Consider the following 15995-nt stretch of genomic DNA (forward strand, 5'->3'; position numbering starts at 1 on the left):
GAGTATCGTCATGGACGCACAGCAAACGCGGCAGGGCATCTTCTTTGCTCTTGCTGCCTATTTTATTTGGGGCATTGCTCCGGCCTATTTCAAACTGATCCAACAGGTCCCTGCCGATGAGATCCTCACTCACAGGGTCATTTGGTCATTCTTCTTTATGCTGGCGCTGATCTCACTGGGCCGCAATTGGCCACAGGTGCGTGCCGCCTGCCACAACCGCAAACGGCTGTTGCTGCTGGCGGTGACGGCACTGCTGATCGGCGGCAACTGGCTGCTGTTTATCTGGGCGGTGAATAACCACCATATGCTGGAGGCCAGCCTGGGGTATTTCATTAACCCGCTGGTGAACGTGCTGTTGGGGATGTTGTTCCTGGGGGAACGTTTCCGCCGAATGCAGTGGCTGGCGGTGGTATTGGCGTTCGCCGGCGTACTGATTCAGCTATGGCAATTTGGCTCTCTGCCAATTATTGGCCTGGGGCTGGCGTTCAGCTTCGCGTTCTACGGCTTGCTTCGCAAGAAAATTGCCATAGACGCACAGACCGGTATGTTGATTGAAACCCTGTGGCTACTGCCCGTGGCGGCGGCGTATCTGTTCCTGTTTGCCGACAGCCCGACCAGCCACCTGGGCGCTAACCCTGGGTCGTTAAACCTGCTGCTGGTGGCTGCCGGTATCGTCACCACCGTGCCGCTGCTGTTCTTTACTGCCGCAGCGACCCGCCTACGCCTGTCGACACTTGGCTTTTTCCAGTACCTCGGCCCCACGCTGATGTTTCTGCTGGCCGTCACCTTCTACGGTGAAACTGTGGGTCAGGACAAACTGGTGACCTTCGGCTTTATCTGGGCAGCGTTGATTCTGTTTATCATGGATGCGCTTTACACCCAACGCAAACTACGCTGAACCAACGTTAGGTTGATGCCGGCGCAGCGCGGTTGGAAATAAACCGCGCCATCGCCGGCCCCGTCAGCAAAATGGTGAAAAGCCGCAGTGTCTGCATCGCCATCACAAAAGACATATCTACCCGGCTGCCTGCGGCAATGATCGCCACGGTATCCAACCCGCCAGGGCTGGTTGCCAGATAGGCCGTCATCATATCCACCGGCAGGAAATGCGTCAGCATCCATGCCAGCAGGCCGCAAATCAGCATCAGCGCGATGATCGACACCACCATTTGCGGCAAGGTACGCAGCGCCAACAAAAATATCGGTCGGGTGAAACGTAGCCCAACGCTCCAGCCAATCAGAGTATAGGCCAACGCCAGTAGCCATTCCGGCACCTGCAGGGCCATCGTCCCGCTGGAATGCAGCGCCGCACCGATGATCATCGGCAACAGCAATGCACCAGAGGGAATACGCAGCCGGGGCCCCAACCACGCGCCGATCATAGCCACTCCCAGCGTCGCCAGAAAGCGCCAATCCAGCGACGGGAACCATTCCAATGCTGCGCTACCCTGGCCCGCTTCATCCCCCAAACCAATACGGGCCACTAACGCTGCCGCCGTCGCGACAAACAGCACCCGCAAGTACTGCATGAAAGCCACCAGCCGGACATCTGCACCAAAATCTCCGGCCATCGCCACCATCGCCGACGCACCGCCGGGCGATGAGCCCCAGGCCCCCGTAGGCCCCGGCAAACCGCTAAAGCGCACCAGGCACCAACCGGAAATCCCACTCGCCAACAGTGTCGCGATCAGTACCAACAGCACCAGAGGCCAATCATCGAGTAACGGCGTGAGAATCGCAGGGGAAAGGCTTTGCGCAATCATGCAGCCCAGTACCGCCTGCGCAGCGATAAAAAGGGCGCTGGGAATACGTACCGTGGCACCCAATAGCCCCATCGCCACACCGACAATCATCGGCCCCAGCAACAGCGCAGCGGGAATATGAAAGGTTTGCAGGCCAAACCCCAGCACCAGCGAGGCCAGCAGCAGGATTGACCATTGAATCAAACGGGGGGACTTCTCCATCAAAACTCACGCCTTACAGACAGATAAGCTGAGGGAGCATTCTACCCCTTTTTTGCAGGCTAAGACTGGGGTTAGGCAGAAATATCGGGCGAACAAGTTCGCCCCTCAGGTTAAAGCCAGTTCTTGCGCTTGAAGTACAGATAGGGGGCTAACCCTGCCAGGATCATCAGGCTGATAGCACCAGGGTAACCAAACGACCACTTCAGCTCTGGCATAAACTCAAAGTTCATCCCGTAGCTTGAGGCCACCAGCGTTGGCGGCAGGAACACCACGGACACCACCGAGAAGATCTTGATGATGCGGTTCTGCTCAATATTGATAAAGCCCATCGCTGCCTGCATCAGGAAGTTCACTTTCTGGAACAGCGATTCGTTGTGTGGCAGCAGGGATTCGATATCACGCAGCACTTCACGCGCCTGTTCCAACTGACCGGTCGGTAACCGCGCCTTACGCACCAGGAAGTTCAGAGCACGTTGGGTATCCATCAAACACAGGCGCACTTTCCAGCCGATATCTTCCAGCTCTGCCAGCGTTGACAGCGCTTCGTCGTATTCGTCACCCTGATGGCCTTCCATGATCACCCGGCTGAGTTTTTCCAGATCGCTGTAGACGTTTTCGATCTCGTCGGCTAACTGTTCGATCTTGGTTTCGAACAGATCCAGCAATAGCTCGTAGGCATTGCCGTCGACCATCGTCAGGTTACGGGCACGCATACGATACAGGCGAAACGCCGGCAGCTCGCGCTCACGCAGGGTATACAAGCGGCCATCACGAATGGTGAAAGCCACCGTGGAGTTACCGGCATGATCTTCCGCATCTTCAAAATAGAAGAAAGAGTGAATATGCAAACCGTCTTCGTCTTCGAAAAAACGCGCGGAGGCTTCGATATCGTCTAGCTCCGGGCGTGTCGCCAGGCTTTGGCCCAGCTCGCTTTGAACGCGCTCACGCTCGCCTTCTTCCGGCTCAACCAGATCAACCCACAATGACGTGGTCAGATCATCGGATTCATCCAACTCCAGACGGGACAGGCGGCCGTTATCTAATTTAAACGCGCTTAGCATGTGCCAAACTCCCTTAGGGTGACAGGGGTAAACAACGCGTGGAAGCACAGAAACAGAGGGGGTGTTGCATCACCAGCTTGTTTCAGACCATGAAGGATCTGACTCGTAGCGACACTTAAGAGGTCGCCGACAACCACGAAGGCTATCAGCTCAATAGGATAGCCTTAGAAGTTGTACCTGTTGTTGTCCAGGTCAGTGAGCCAGTATCTACTGGGTGTGTCCAAGGCGTATGTCCTCATTGATAATAGTGCGCGCATGTTACGCCGAGAAGAAAAAGTCTGTCAACACGTTAGGCACGATAATTGCGCAACAATTCATCGCTATGACGAATAGGATAAATTCGGCTTAATCCGCGATAAACGGTAACGAAAAAGTCGCGGCGATCTCTGACCACGCCCAAGAATGTTGCTAAGATTACGCCACGATAAGCTTGCGGACTTTACGAATGAAACAGATTACTGCCCACGACCTGACCACCATGAGTGAACAGGCCGCCAAAGTGGCACGCCTGCGCGCGCACCGCACGTTACACGACGAGTTGAGCGATCCGGTACAACGATTGGCGATTGCCATGGAACCCGGCACCTATATCCGCCCACACCGTCATCCGCAAACCTGGGAACTGTTAACCCCGCTGCGCGGACGCTTTGTAGTACTGCAATTTAACGAAGAGGGCGTCGTCACCCAGCGAACCCTGCTCGGTGAAGAAACCAAAGTGCTGGAAATGCCGGCATATACCTGGCATGCCGTGCTGTCGGTTGATCCAGGTGGTGTGGTTTTTGAGGTGAAACAAGGGCCTTATCAGGCGCTGTCTGAAGAAGACTGCATGCAGTGGGCACCGCAAGAAGGGGCTGAAGGCACCGAAGCGGTGATGCGTTGGTATGCCACTGCGCAAGTGGGTGACCGTTTCGCTCACTGAGGCGGTTCTTCAAACCGCCGCAATATGCTCGGCTTAATTCGAGTCGCATGAAGGCCGCGAGCCCCTGAATCCCCAGGCGTTGAGTGAACCACGTGCCTGGGGTAAAACGGGTGCAACCTGCACACATAAAGCGTGCGGTACAACGAGTATAAGTTACACCGTTTCCAGGCGGGCGTAGGCGGCGACAAGCCACTTAATCCCTTCCCCTGGAAACGCAATCTGCAGCCGGCTGTGTTCACCACTGCCTTCCAGATTGACGATGGTCCCTTCACCAAACTTGGGGTGACGCACTCGCTGGCCCAGCTTATAACCGGTGTCGTTTTCACTGATCGGCGTACCCATACGGCGATGACTCACCGGCCGCGAGACACTGGCGCGCAAACGCACTTCTTCCACGCAATCTTCCGGCAGTTCACCGATGAAACGTGAAGGGCGGTGATAAACCTCTTTGCCGTACAGACGGCGTGTTTCGGCGTAGGTCAGCGTCAATTTCTGCATGGCACGCGTCAAGCCAACGTAGGCCAGACGGCGTTCTTCTTCCAAGCGCCCACCTTCATCCAGCGACATTTGGCTTGGGAACATCCCCTCTTCCATACCGACGATAAACACCAGCGGAAACTCCAGCCCCTTGGCCGAGTGCAGGGTCATCAACTGCACCGCATCCTGATAAGCATCGGCCTGCCCCTCACCCGCTTCAAGTGCCGCATGTGAAAGAAATGCCTGCAGCGGCATCAGATCCTGATCTTCATCCTGATAGCTGTACTGGCGCGTTGCGGTTACCAGTTCCTCGAGGTTTTCGATACGCGCCTGGCCTTTTTCGCCCTTCTCCTGTTCATACATAATGAACAGGCCCGAATCACGGATCACCCGGTCAGTCTGAACGTGCAGCGGCATATCGGCGGTTTCGTGCGCCAGTGCGTCCACCAGTTCGGTAAAACGTTGCAACGCAGATGCCGCGCGCCCGGCCAGCACTTTGTCCTGCAACAGCGCGCGGGTGGCCTGCCACAACGTCAGTTGGCGATCGCGTGCTGTACGACGCACTTCGTCCAGCGTCCGGTCACCAATGCCACGCGTTGGGGTATTTACCACACGTTCAAACGCCGCATCGTCGTTACGATTGGCGATCAACCGCAGGTAGGCCAATGCGTCCTTGATCTCCTGACGCTCGAAGAAGCGTTGTCCGCCGTAAATGCGGTACGGCATTGCCGTTTGCAATAACGCTTCTTCCAATACACGTGACTGGGCATTGCTGCGGTAAAGAATGGCACAGTCATTCAGTGCGCCACCGTTCTCCTGCCAGGCCTTGATGCGGCCAACCACAAAGCGCGACTCGTCGAGTTCGTTGAAGGCACAATAGATGGAAATGGGTTCACCATCCCCGCCTTCGGTCCACAGGTTTTTACCCATGCGCCCGCCGTTATTGGCGATCAGGGTGTTGGCTGCTTTCAGAATATTGCTGGTCGAACGGTAGTTTTGCTCCAGAAGGACGCTCTGGGCACCAGGGAAATCCTTCAAGAAACGTTGGATGTTCTCCACCTGAGCGCCACGCCATCCATAGATGGACTGGTCGTCATCACCCACGATCATCACGTTGCTGTTATTGCCGGCCAGCAAGCGGATCCAGGCATATTGGATACTGTTGGTGTCCTGGAACTCGTCCACCAATATGTTGGTGAAGCGTTCGCGGTAATGATTGAGGATATGCGGCTTGTTCAGCCACAGCTCATGGGCACGCAACAGCAGTTCGGCAAAGTCCACCAGCCCGGCACGGTCACAGGCTTCCTGATACGCCTGATAGATACGTAGCCAGGTTGCCTCTACGGGGTTGTTATAGGTTTCAACATGCTGTGGGCGCAGGCCTTCATCTTTTTTGCCGTTGATGTACCACATCGCCTGACGCGGCGGCCACTGCTTTTCATCGATATTCAACGCTTTGACGATACGTTTGAGCAGGCGGAGTTGGTCGTCGCTGTCGAGGATTTGGAAGTCTTGTGGCAGGTTGGCGTCCAAATGATGAGCACGCAGCAGACGATGAGCCAAGCCGTGGAAAGTGCCGATCCACATCCCCCCCTGGCTGGTCCCAATCAGGTGTTCGATACGGTGGCGCATTTCCGCCGCCGCCTTGTTGGTGAAGGTCACCGCCATAATGGAATACGGCGAACAGTTCTCTACCGACAACAGCCAGGCGATGCGATGCACCAGCACTCGGGTTTTACCACTGCCCGCGCCGGCCAGTACCAACAGGTTGCCACGTGGCGCCGCCACGGCTTCGCGTTGTTTTTCATTCAGGCTGTCGAGCAGATCGGAAACGTCCATAGGCACCATTAATTGGTAAGGGAAAGCGCGTCAGAAATGCGATTCCACTGTGAATTTATACAGAGTCAGTTTGGGATTATACCCGAAATAATTGAAGTTGCAGCAAGGCGGCCAGTGTGCGAGCCCCAGGAACTGACTCCAGTCAGTGGCTGGGGTGACAACACCGCTGCGGTTTCAAGCATGAAGGGCTATAACAATGCCGTCAGCGATGCCAACTGATCGATCTCAATGTGTGGCAGCAGGCGACTGTCAGCGGCCTGCATCAGGCTGCGTTGACGGTCGTTGATCCAACAGGCTTGTAAGCCGGAACGTAACGCCCCGGCGACGTCAGTGGTCAAGTCATCACCGACGTGGAGAATAGATTGAGGCGCGATCCCTAACCGTTCGGCGGCCAGCTGGTACATGTCCTGATAAGGTTTGGCGCGGCCATCCGGCCCCGAACGCAACACAAACTGAAAGTAACCATCCAGCCCGCAGAGCGCAGGATCGGCATTGCCATTGGTGATCGCCACCAGCGGAAAACGTTCACCCAAGGCTTTCAACGTCGCATGGGTTGCTTCAGGCACATCAATGCGGCTACGCCACAGCGCAAAGTTCTGCATTGCCGCATCCGCCCCATCGGCGGCTTCAGCATCACGCAGCCCCTGACGGCTTAGCGCCAGGTGGATCGCCCGCCAACGCCATTGGGTGACGTCGTGATAAATTTCCGGGTCCTGTTCACGCAGTTCCTGACGCAGGCGATGAAAATCCGCCGACTGGAAGTGGTTCAATCCAGGATGGTAATTCTGCAAAAAGGCCACAGACTGCAGCTCAGTCTGTTTGATCACCGGACGGTTGTCGTACAGCGTGTCGTCCAGATCAAAGGTCAACGCCGCCAACGGCCGCAGCGGACGATAAAAATGCATCAGGATTTCCCCCGTTTGGCACGTGGATGCGCTGCATCGTACACGGTCGCCAGATGTTGAAAGTCGAGGTGGGTATAGATTTGAGTGGTGGTCAGGTTGGCGTGGCCCAGCAGTTCCTGTACCGCACGCAGATCGCCGCTCGATTCCAGCATATGGGTTGCAAACGAGTGGCGCAGTTTGTGCGGATGAATATGGCTGTTAACGCCCTGCTTGATGCCCCACTCGGCAAAACGCTTTTGCACGTTGCGGGTCGAGATACGCTTACCTTGATTAGACAGGAACATCGCATCGTCTGACGGCCCAAATAAATCGCGCATCGCCAACCAGTGTTCAAGCCAAGTCACCGCGGTGCGACCTACCGGCAGCTTGCGTTCCTTGCTGCCCTTACCCAGCACCCAAATTTCACCCGCACCCAGATCGACATGGCGGCAATCCAGCCCAACCAGTTCCGAAAGACGCAGACCGGCACCGTACATGACCTCAAGCATGGCCCGATCGCGTACCGCTAGCGGATCGTTAAGATCGATATCCAGCAACTGATTCATTTCATCGACGTCGATGTTTTTCGGCAGATGCCGACCGCTACGTGGCGTTCGGATACCTTTCGCAGGGTTAGCAATCAGCATACCCTGGCTGACCTGCCAGTCGAGAAAACTGCGTAACGCCGACAGGCGCAACGCGAGGCTAGAAGACTGTAACCCGGCACGTTTACTGCGCGCTGCCAGCATACGGACTTTGGCAGCATCCAAAGCCGGCCATTCCGTCACGCCCATCTCTTGCGTCAAGACCATCAGCGCCTGCAACTGGCGCGAATAGCTTAACTGTGTCAATGGACTGAGCTGGCGTTCCACCTTCAGATAACGCAAGAAAGCGTCCACCGGCTGTTGCAGGCTGGCCGCCAACGGGATCATGCGCGTTCGATCCAGCGTTCCAGCAGTTCAGGCAACATACGCGCCAGCTGATTGAGCATCACCGTGCCCATGCCCTGCTGATAGTGTTGGGTATCACGGCTACTGAAAATCACCATGCCAAGCTCACCATTATCACCCAGCATCGACAGCGCTACCGAACCGACCAGCTTGGCCTGTGGCAGTAACAGCAACAACTCAGGACCGTTAAGGCTCCCAAGGAAATGTTGCTGATCGCCCAAGCGCTGAATACGCAACGGCTCAAATGACGAACGCGTCAGGCCAAGATGCGTAAAGTCGGAAGGCGCGCCAATTTTCCAGCTTTCTGAAAACAGACGGATATTGGCACCGGCCAGACCGAATCCGCGAGCCCAGCGTTGCAGGCGGTTGAGCATATCCTGCAAGCTACTGGCCGTGGCCAGATTGGCCTGCAAATGCAACAGGCTGGCAAACAGCGTTTCGTTCGCACTGGCCTGCTCCATCAGCAGCGTGATTTCTTCTTCCAACTGATTGATATGATTACGCTGGCGGGCCAGATGCCACTCGACCAACGACACAGTGCCGCGAACGGGATGGGGAACGCGCATCTGTTCCACCAAACGCGCATTGCGGATAAAGAAATCTGGGTTTTGCAGTAAAAACTGCATTACGGCGTCATCGTCAAGCTCAATGCCCGCGACAGCCTGGTCCTCAACGCTCTTCATAGATGAATAAATCCGTCATATACATGGGTTGCCGGACCGGTCATAAACAGCGGGCTGCCCGGTCCTTTCCAGCGAATATGCAGGCTGCCACCCGGCAGTTCTACATGCACCTCTTCTGACAGCAATTCTTGTTGAATCCCCACCGCCACTGCAGCACAAGCGCCGCTGCCGCAAGCTTGCGTTTCGCCAGCGCCACGTTCATAGACGCGCAGCTTGATATGCTCACGGCTGACAATTTGCATGAAACCGATATTGGCCCGTTCCGGGAAGCGCTCGTGCCCTTCCAGTACCGGTCCAAGCAACTCCACCTTGGCGGTTTTTACATCATCCACCTGTAAAACACAATGCGGATTGCCCATCGACACCACGCCACACAACACCGTATGTTCGGCCGCACGCATGATGTACGTCTTTTCTTCTTTGGTCGCACGAAAAGGGACGGCCTGAGGATCGAAGTTTGGCTCGCCCATATTCACACAAACCAGATCGTCATCGGTGACGCTCAGCACCATACGCCCCGTTTGGGTACTGACGCGAATATCACGCTTATTGGTCAGCCCTTTCAATCGCACAAAACGGGCGAAACAGCGGGCACCGTTACCACACTGCGCCACTTCGCTGCCGTCAGCGTTAAAAATACGGTAGTGAAAATCCAGTTCAGGATCGTAAGGCGGTTCTACCACCAGCATCTGGTCAAAGCCAACGCCCAAGTGCCGATCGGCCAAACGGCGGATCAGCTCGGGTGAAAAATAGACATTCTGTGTAACGGCATCGACCACCATAAAGTCGTTGCCCAGACCGTGCATTTTGGAGAACTGCATATCATACTCCGCTATCCGTCTTGAGTTTGCGATGGCCCACGCCGCCGCAAACAAGATGTTACTGGTCGCTCATCGACGGTTTTTGCTGAGACCCAGAAAGCTCCTGCTGATTTTTCTGTACTTGATCGCCAGTCTGAACCTGAGGTTTCTTGCTGGCCGGATCGGCTGGAGGGAAGTACAGCGGGCCTTTCAGACCGCAGCCAGAGAGCCCGGTAAACAGCACTGCCATCAGCGCATAGCGTAGTTGTTTTTTCATTTGCATTAATGCCTGTAATTCATGCGTCCAAGGTCTCTATAATCGCAGGTGGATCATGAAAAGCAATAGGAATTGAATATGAACGACAGTGAGTTTCACCAGTTGGCTGACCAACTGATGCTTAATATTGAAGAGACACTGGACGATTTTGACGGCGATGCAGACATCGATTACGAAACTAACGGCGGTGTAATGACGTTAAGCTTCGAAAATGGCACCAAAATTGTGATCAATCGCCAGGAGCCGCTGCATCAGGTTTGGCTGGCGACCAAAACCGGCGGCTACCACTTTAACTACCGTGACGGCGTGTGGGTCTGCGATCGCAGCGGTCGCGCCTTCTACCCGTTACTGAGTGAAGCGGCCAGCGCACAGGCCGGCGAAGATGTGGCATTTGCCTAAGTATGGTGGCGTTCACAGGGGCTCAGCACGTTGAGCCCCTGTGAAATCAATGCAATTGAAACTGCTGCTTCAGCGGCAGCGTTGCACCCTCGGTCAGGGGAACGCACAGGCTCGACAATACATTGCTGCGGAACGGGATGACCTGAGTGCGGCCATCGAGCTGCACGATCTGATAAAACTGGGGCAGGTTGAAGTTGATAAAGCTTGAACCGTACGTGAAGCGGTCATGTGAGGAAGAGTAGAACCGGCTGACATCGCGTACCAGCTCCTCTTTACTGCCTTCACAATGGTGGTACACCTCGACCCGGTTAGACTCATCCAGAATATAGATGTTAAAGCCTTTATCGTCCGACGTGTCTTCGAAGAAGAACTGGATGATCCCTTCACTGGCAAAGCCATCCACTACCGGAGGCAAATGCACCTGATCGGTTTCTACTTTGATCGACAGACCATGCAATTTGTTGTTCGAAATGGCGCCGTAGAATTCCACCGCATTTTCCAACTTCTGCACCGACACGCTCAGGCGCTCGAAGAACAAGCCCCATGTTTGTCCGGCAACGCGAACCGCTTTGAAACGACCCGGTTCCAGGCGTGTGCTGGACAAGCGCAGCTCAATGCATTCAGAAACCAGCTGCTGTATACGCGTACGGATGAGGCCGCGCAAATGCTGGCTATAGCAGAACACCTCGACCGACTCCGGCGGAGCGGCATCCTGATGCATTTTGCCAAGAATAGTCTTCAACGCTTCCAACACCGATTGCTCACCGCTGAAATGCAAAGTACGCACTTCGTTCCACGAATTGCGGTACAGCAGATCGATACTGCCTACCAAACATTGCTGCTGCTGGCCAAAACTGAACACATCGAGCTTACGGAAATCGAAATGCACCACCTGATTACGGAAGGCTGCGGTCGGATCGTTTTCCAGATTGACGATAATCGCCAAATGGCGGATTTCACACGGGCTGTACAGCGCTTTTGGCGTAGGCGCCGCCAGCCGCAGCGGGAAGTGGTGCGACACGTCGGCCACCAGCTCCTGCAGTTTGGCCGTGTCGCACAGGTTACCGCTTTTGATGTGCAGCCGGGTCTTCGGCGTCAGCAGGCCGTTGAAATAGGCCCAGGCCACCAATTTATTCAGATAGCGGTTATATTCGAGCGGCTGATGGCTGACGATAGAGTCCATGGCCGGAGCCTGATTGTACAGATACCAGCCGGTACGGTTGGCGCGGCCAACCGGGACATGAATGAAGGTTAAGTCGTCTTCCGACAGATCTGGCGAAATCTGCGGGTTCACCAGCGTTACCTTGCCGGGCAGGGCTTCAAACGCGGCATACAGCTTACGGGTCAGCACGCCAATATCCTGCGGGCTGGCGCTGACGCTAAGATTGTTACGACGGGCGAAACGGATCAGGTTGCGATAGCTTTGCATCATCGCGTCCAACAGTTCGTTGTGCGCTTCACGTACCCGTTCGATTTTCCAGCCGGCGCGATTATCCAGGATCGCCAGGCGCTCTTCGTCCCAGCCCCATTCGCTAACCAGCTGGCTGAGAATTTCACGACGCCAGCCAACGCAGGCATTGGCACGCGACAATTTTTCACAGACTTTGAGATAGAAGCAGCGGCGGACCAGATCGAGGCGGGTAGTGTCGTTGATTTCAGTCAGATAATGCGTGACGCGTTCAAGCATCATACAGTAAGCGTCGAGACCAAAGCAGACGATCTCGCCCTGATGCAGACGCTGCTTGATGCCCATCGCCAACAGCTGCGTATTGGGGTATTCCCAGGAATAGGCTTCCAGCAGCAGGGTTTTCAGTACCGCTTTGTAAGGCGAGTCGATACTTTTATACAGTTGCCACAGGCTGGCACCAAAGTATTCCTCTGCCGACAGCGTACTCAGGCCGCCGAGATCCAGCCATTCGTTCGGCGTTAACGCCCCTTGCGAGTACAGCGACAGCACATATTCATCGTAATGCGCTTCTTCTTCGCCCGGCACCATATTCCATAAAATGCGTTTGCCGGCCAGCCGCACCGCGGTGCGATAAAACTCGTCCAACAGCAAAATATGCTGGGTAGAGCCACAGTCTTCACCACCCAGACTGCCGCTTTCGTTGTGACGGAAGCGGTTTTCGTCGATCAGGAAGAAGCTAACCTCAACCCCCATCGACGCAGCCCATTTTTCCAATAGGCTGCATTTCTGTTGCAGACGATTACGTTCTTCGTTGTCCAGCCAAGACTGGTGGCATACCCAGATGTCGAGATCCGAACTGCAACTTTGACCGATCGACGAGGTGCTGCCCATGGAGTAAACCCCGGTAATCGGCAGTTCACCGCTGGCCAGCTTATCAAACGGGCTGCCCCATTTGTCTTCTAAATCATTGAGGTATTCTTGCTGGGTTTCATCAGGCGTGTAGAGGCAAACGCCATGGGGAACGTTACCGTTCAGATAACCTGGCATCAGTGGGTGGTGGTGGTGCAATAAGGTAGGCAGCAGACTGTATACCCGTTGGAACGCGGGCTTCATGGCCGCTAGGGCGCGATCGATTCGTAATTGATTGATCGCATCCAGTCTCTGCTTCAGTGTCTCGATGTAGAGGTACAAGACGTCTCGCCTGATTATCCCGGTGTTTAGAAAAAAACCCGTATTCCATAAGCGCCGTTAGTGTTGGAAGAATATTTGGCAACTTATTGCTGGAAACGTGATCAATTTAACACCTTGCTGATTGACCGTAAAGGAAGTAACGCTTCACTATTATTGTAGCGCCACTCTAAACGATTTACCCGCAGTGTTAACTGCCCCAAAATACATCACACGTCCCGTTGATTCCGTTGTCCTTTATCCGCCTGTGGCTTCTTGCACTGACACTTTTCGTACTCAGTGGTAGGATGAATAGCGAATTATAAAAACGGTAACAACCATGTTAGACAAAATTATTCGAATTGCCACCCGCCAAAGCCCACTCGCTCTCTGGCAAGCACATTATGTGCAGCAGCGACTGATGGCCAGCCACCCGGGCCTACAGGTCGAACTGGTGCCAATGGTTACGCGGGGCGACATTATTCTGGATACACCACTGGCGAAAGTCGGTGGTAAAGGGCTGTTTGTTAAGGAACTTGAATTGGCGTTATTGGATGGCCGTGCGGATATCGCCGTCCATTCGATGAAAGACGTCCCGGTCGATTTTCCCGAGGGTCTGGGTCTGGTGACCATTTGTGAGCGTGACGATCCGCGCGACGCATTTGTTTCCAACCGTTTCGACTCACTCGATCAACTGCCGCACGGCAGCGTAGTCGGCACGTCCAGCCTACGCCGTCAGTGCCAATTGCGTGAGCGCCGCCCGGATCTGATCGTGCGCGATCTGCGCGGTAATGTCGGAACACGCCTGGCAAAACTGGATAACGGCGATTACGACGCCATTATTCTGGCCGTCGCGGGGCTGAATCGCCTGGGGCTGGAACAGCGTATCCGCAGCCCGCTGACCCCGGAAGAATGCCTCCCGGCTGTCGGTCAGGGTGCTGTCGGCATTGAGTGCCGCCTCGACGATGAAACTACCCGCGCCTTGTTGGCGCCGCTCAATCACGCGGCAACCGAAATCCGTGTGCGCGCAGAACGTGCGATGAACACCCGTTTGGAAGGCGGTTGTCAGGTACCCATCGGCAGCTATGCCGAGCTGGATGGCAATAGCCTGTGGCTACGGGCGCTGGTCGGCTCCCCCGATGGCAGCCAGATGGTACGCGGCGAGCGTCGCGGCCCGGCAGCACAAGCTGAACAGATGGGCGTTGAGCTGGCAGAAGAGCTGCTGGCGCAAGGCGCACGTGAAATTTTGCAGGATGTTTATCAGGGAAATCCCCCGGCATGACGATACTGGTGACCCGCCCCTCTCCGTCAGGAGAAGAACTGGTAAGCCGACTGCGCGCGCTCGGCCGGGTTGCCTATCATGCACCGCTGATCGATTTCGCCCCCGGCGGCGATCTGCCAAAATTGCCACAGGCATTGCAGCAGCTTAACGATGGCGATCTGGTGTTTATCCTGTCTCAGCACTCGGTGAGCTACGCCAACTCGGTGATGGGCCGCGTCGGGCTGTCATGGCCCGCCAGACTGACCTATTATGCTATCGGCCGCACCACCGCGCTGGCGATGCACCGGATCACCAGCCTGCCGGTGGAGTACCCACGTGAGCAGGAGATCAGCGAAACCTTGTTGCTACTGCCTGCCTTACAGAAACTCGACGGCAAACAGGCACTGATCCTACGCGGCAACGGTGGACGCGAGCTGCTCGGCAATACCTTGAGCGAGCGTGGCGCTGCCGTCAGCTATTATGAATGTTATCAACGTAGCCCGGTGCATTATGATGGTAGCGAACAAAGCGCCCACTGGCAGCGCGCCGGTGTTGATACACTGGTCGTCACCAGCGGTGAAATGTTACAACAGCTCTATACTTTAGTTCCTGATTACTACCGTTCTTCGTGGCTATTACGTTGCCGCCTGGTCGTCGTCAGTGAACGTTTGGCTACCCTCGCCCAGGAATTGGGCTGGAGCACAATTCGGGTAGCTGATAATGCCGATAATGACGCGCTGATCCGCGCGCTACAATAAACCTGACTATGGGATGTGCCACTATGACGGAACAAAATACCCCATCCGCACCGGTTGAAGAGCCAACCACAGCGGTTGAGAGCCCCCAGCAGCCAGACGCTGACAAGCGCAAAGGTAAAAATACCGGCCCGGTATTAGGCGCAATTGCCATCGTGCTGGTTATTGCTTTGGCCGCCGGCGGTTATTACCACACACATCGACAAGCACAGCAGCTCATTGCCGCCAATCAAACCTTGCAGCAGCAGCTTGAAGCCCTGAAACAGAGCCAACAGCAAGAAAGAGGGGCGCTGGAAGGGCTGCTGCAGCAACAGGGTAAAACGCTGGATGCTGCCGATCGTGAGCAAGCGACCCTGGCACGCCAGCTTAATGAGCTGCAAGAAAAAGTCGCCATTATTTCCGGCAGCGACGCCAAAACCTGGTTGCTGGCGCAGGCCGACTTCTTGGTGAAAATGGCCGGGCGTAAACTGTGGAGCGATCAGGACGTCACGACCGCCGCAGCCTTGCTAAAAAGCGCCGACGCCAGCCTGGCTGACATGAACGACCCAAGCCTGCTCGAGGTTCGTCGCGCCATCACCGAAGATATCAGCACGCTATCTACCCTTACCCAGGTAGATTTCGATGGCATCATTCTCAAAACCAATCAGCTCTCCAACCAGGTTGATAATCTGCGCCTGGCGGATAACGACCGTGACGAAGCGCCAATGGACCAAGACAGCACCGAGCTGTCCAGTTCTATCGGCGAATGGCGGCAAAACCTGGCGAAAAGCTGGCATAACTTTATGGCCGACTTTATTACGGTCCGCCGCCGTGATAGCAGTGCAGAGCCCTTGCTGGCACCGAATCAGGACATTTACCTGCGCGAAAATATTCGCTCACGCCTGTTAGTTGCCGCCCAGGCAATCCCACGCCATCAAAACGAAGTGTATAAACAGTCGCTGGAAACCATTTCTACGTGGGTCCGCGCGTACTTCGATACCACCGATCCCGCCACGAAAGCGTTCCTGGAAGAGTTGGATGCGCTGAGCCAGCAGTCGATCACAATGGACGTGCCGGACCACCTGAAAAGCCAGCCACTGCTGGAAAAACTGATGCAGACCCGGGTGCGTAATCTGATGGCCCAGTCCCCTGCAGCCCACCAGGAGGGATAA

The 15995-nt window shown here is 55.5% G+C and carries 15 protein-coding genes; 6 read left to right on the forward strand and 9 right to left on the reverse strand.

Annotation, left to right across the window (positions count from 1 at the left end; translation table 11 throughout):
• Positions 1-10 precede the first annotated feature (10 nt).
• Positions 11-898, forward strand: coding sequence for an EamA family transporter RarD (gene rarD / locus JOE25_RS18760; protein WP_209637787.1), 888 nt, complete (start codon positions 11-13; stop codon positions 896-898).
• A gap of 7 nt (positions 899-905) precedes the next feature.
• Here the strand turns inward: rarD and JOE25_RS18765 are convergent, their stop codons facing one another.
• Positions 906-1964, reverse strand: coding sequence for an AbrB family transcriptional regulator (locus JOE25_RS18765; protein ID WP_209637789.1), 1059 nt, complete (start codon positions 1962-1964; stop codon positions 906-908).
• A gap of 110 nt (positions 1965-2074) precedes the next feature.
• Positions 2075-3025 (reverse strand): magnesium/cobalt transporter CorA, encoded by a 951-nt coding sequence (gene corA / locus JOE25_RS18770; protein ID WP_209637791.1) that lies wholly within the window; start codon positions 3023-3025, stop codon positions 2075-2077.
• Positions 3026-3470: 445 nt separating this feature from the next.
• Here corA and JOE25_RS18775 point away from each other — a divergent pair, with 445 nt between their 5' ends.
• Positions 3471-3944, forward strand: a complete 474-nt coding sequence (locus tag JOE25_RS18775; RefSeq protein ID WP_209637794.1) for a WbuC family cupin fold metalloprotein — start codon at positions 3471-3473, stop codon at positions 3942-3944.
• Between the two features lie 153 nt (positions 3945-4097).
• Here the strand turns inward: JOE25_RS18775 and uvrD are convergent, their stop codons facing one another.
• The 6 genes from uvrD to JOE25_RS18805 all read right to left on the reverse strand — a co-directional run bounded on the left by uvrD (position 4098) and on the right by JOE25_RS18805 (position 9854).
• A complete protein-coding gene (gene uvrD, locus JOE25_RS18780) occupies positions 4098-6260 on the reverse strand; it encodes a DNA helicase II (protein WP_209637796.1) in 2163 nt (720 codons plus the stop codon).
• Between the two features lie 188 nt (positions 6261-6448).
• Complete coding sequence (gene yigB / locus JOE25_RS18785) at positions 6449-7165, reverse strand: 5-amino-6-(5-phospho-D-ribitylamino)uracil phosphatase YigB (protein ID WP_209637798.1); 717 nt, start codon at positions 7163-7165, stop codon at positions 6449-6451.
• Positions 7165-8076 (reverse strand): tyrosine recombinase XerC, encoded by a 912-nt coding sequence (xerC, locus tag JOE25_RS18790; RefSeq protein ID WP_209637800.1) that lies wholly within the window; start codon positions 8074-8076, stop codon positions 7165-7167. Before xerC ends, yigB begins: the two co-directional genes overlap by 1 nt.
• The gene (locus JOE25_RS18795) at positions 8073-8777 is read right to left on the reverse strand and encodes a DUF484 domain-containing protein (protein ID WP_209637801.1); all 705 of its coding nucleotides are present in this window, start codon (positions 8775-8777) and stop codon (positions 8073-8075) included. Before JOE25_RS18795 ends, xerC begins: the two co-directional genes overlap by 4 nt.
• Positions 8774-9598, reverse strand: a complete 825-nt coding sequence (gene dapF / locus JOE25_RS18800; RefSeq protein ID WP_209637803.1) for a diaminopimelate epimerase — start codon at positions 9596-9598, stop codon at positions 8774-8776. Before dapF ends, JOE25_RS18795 begins: the two co-directional genes overlap by 4 nt.
• 58 nt (positions 9599-9656) lie before the next feature.
• Positions 9657-9854: a lipoprotein gene (locus JOE25_RS18805; RefSeq protein ID WP_314590912.1), complete on the reverse strand. Its 198-nt coding sequence runs from the start codon at positions 9852-9854 to the stop codon at positions 9657-9659.
• A 78-nt stretch (positions 9855-9932) separates the two neighbouring features.
• Between JOE25_RS18805 and cyaY the strand changes: the two genes are divergently transcribed.
• The gene (gene cyaY / locus JOE25_RS18810; RefSeq protein ID WP_209637807.1) at positions 9933-10253 is read left to right on the forward strand and encodes an iron donor protein CyaY; all 321 of its coding nucleotides are present in this window, start codon (positions 9933-9935) and stop codon (positions 10251-10253) included.
• A gap of 46 nt (positions 10254-10299) precedes the next feature.
• Here cyaY and JOE25_RS18815 read toward each other — a convergent pair whose 3' ends face one another.
• Positions 10300-12852 (reverse strand): class I adenylate cyclase, encoded by a 2553-nt coding sequence (locus tag JOE25_RS18815; RefSeq protein ID WP_209637809.1) that lies wholly within the window; start codon positions 12850-12852, stop codon positions 10300-10302.
• A gap of 316 nt (positions 12853-13168) precedes the next feature.
• On the opposite strand from JOE25_RS18815, the gene hemC reads away from it, so the two are divergent.
• Genes hemC through hemX form a run of 3 tightly spaced genes read left to right on the forward strand, consistent with a single transcriptional unit; the run spans position 13169 to position 15995 of the window.
• Positions 13169-14110: a hydroxymethylbilane synthase gene (gene hemC, locus JOE25_RS18820; protein ID WP_209637811.1), complete on the forward strand. Its 942-nt coding sequence runs from the start codon at positions 13169-13171 to the stop codon at positions 14108-14110.
• Positions 14107-14847, forward strand: a complete 741-nt coding sequence (gene hemD, locus JOE25_RS18825; protein ID WP_209637813.1) for a uroporphyrinogen-III synthase — start codon at positions 14107-14109, stop codon at positions 14845-14847. Before hemC ends, hemD begins: the two co-directional genes overlap by 4 nt.
• A gap of 23 nt (positions 14848-14870) precedes the next feature.
• On the forward strand, positions 14871-15995 hold the full coding sequence (gene hemX, locus JOE25_RS18830) for a uroporphyrinogen-III C-methyltransferase (RefSeq protein ID WP_209637814.1): 1125 nt from the start codon (positions 14871-14873) through the stop codon (positions 15993-15995).

Source organism: Serratia sp. PL17 (genome assembly GCF_017832355.1).
Taxonomy (GTDB): Bacteria; Pseudomonadota; Gammaproteobacteria; order Enterobacterales; family Enterobacteriaceae; genus Serratia.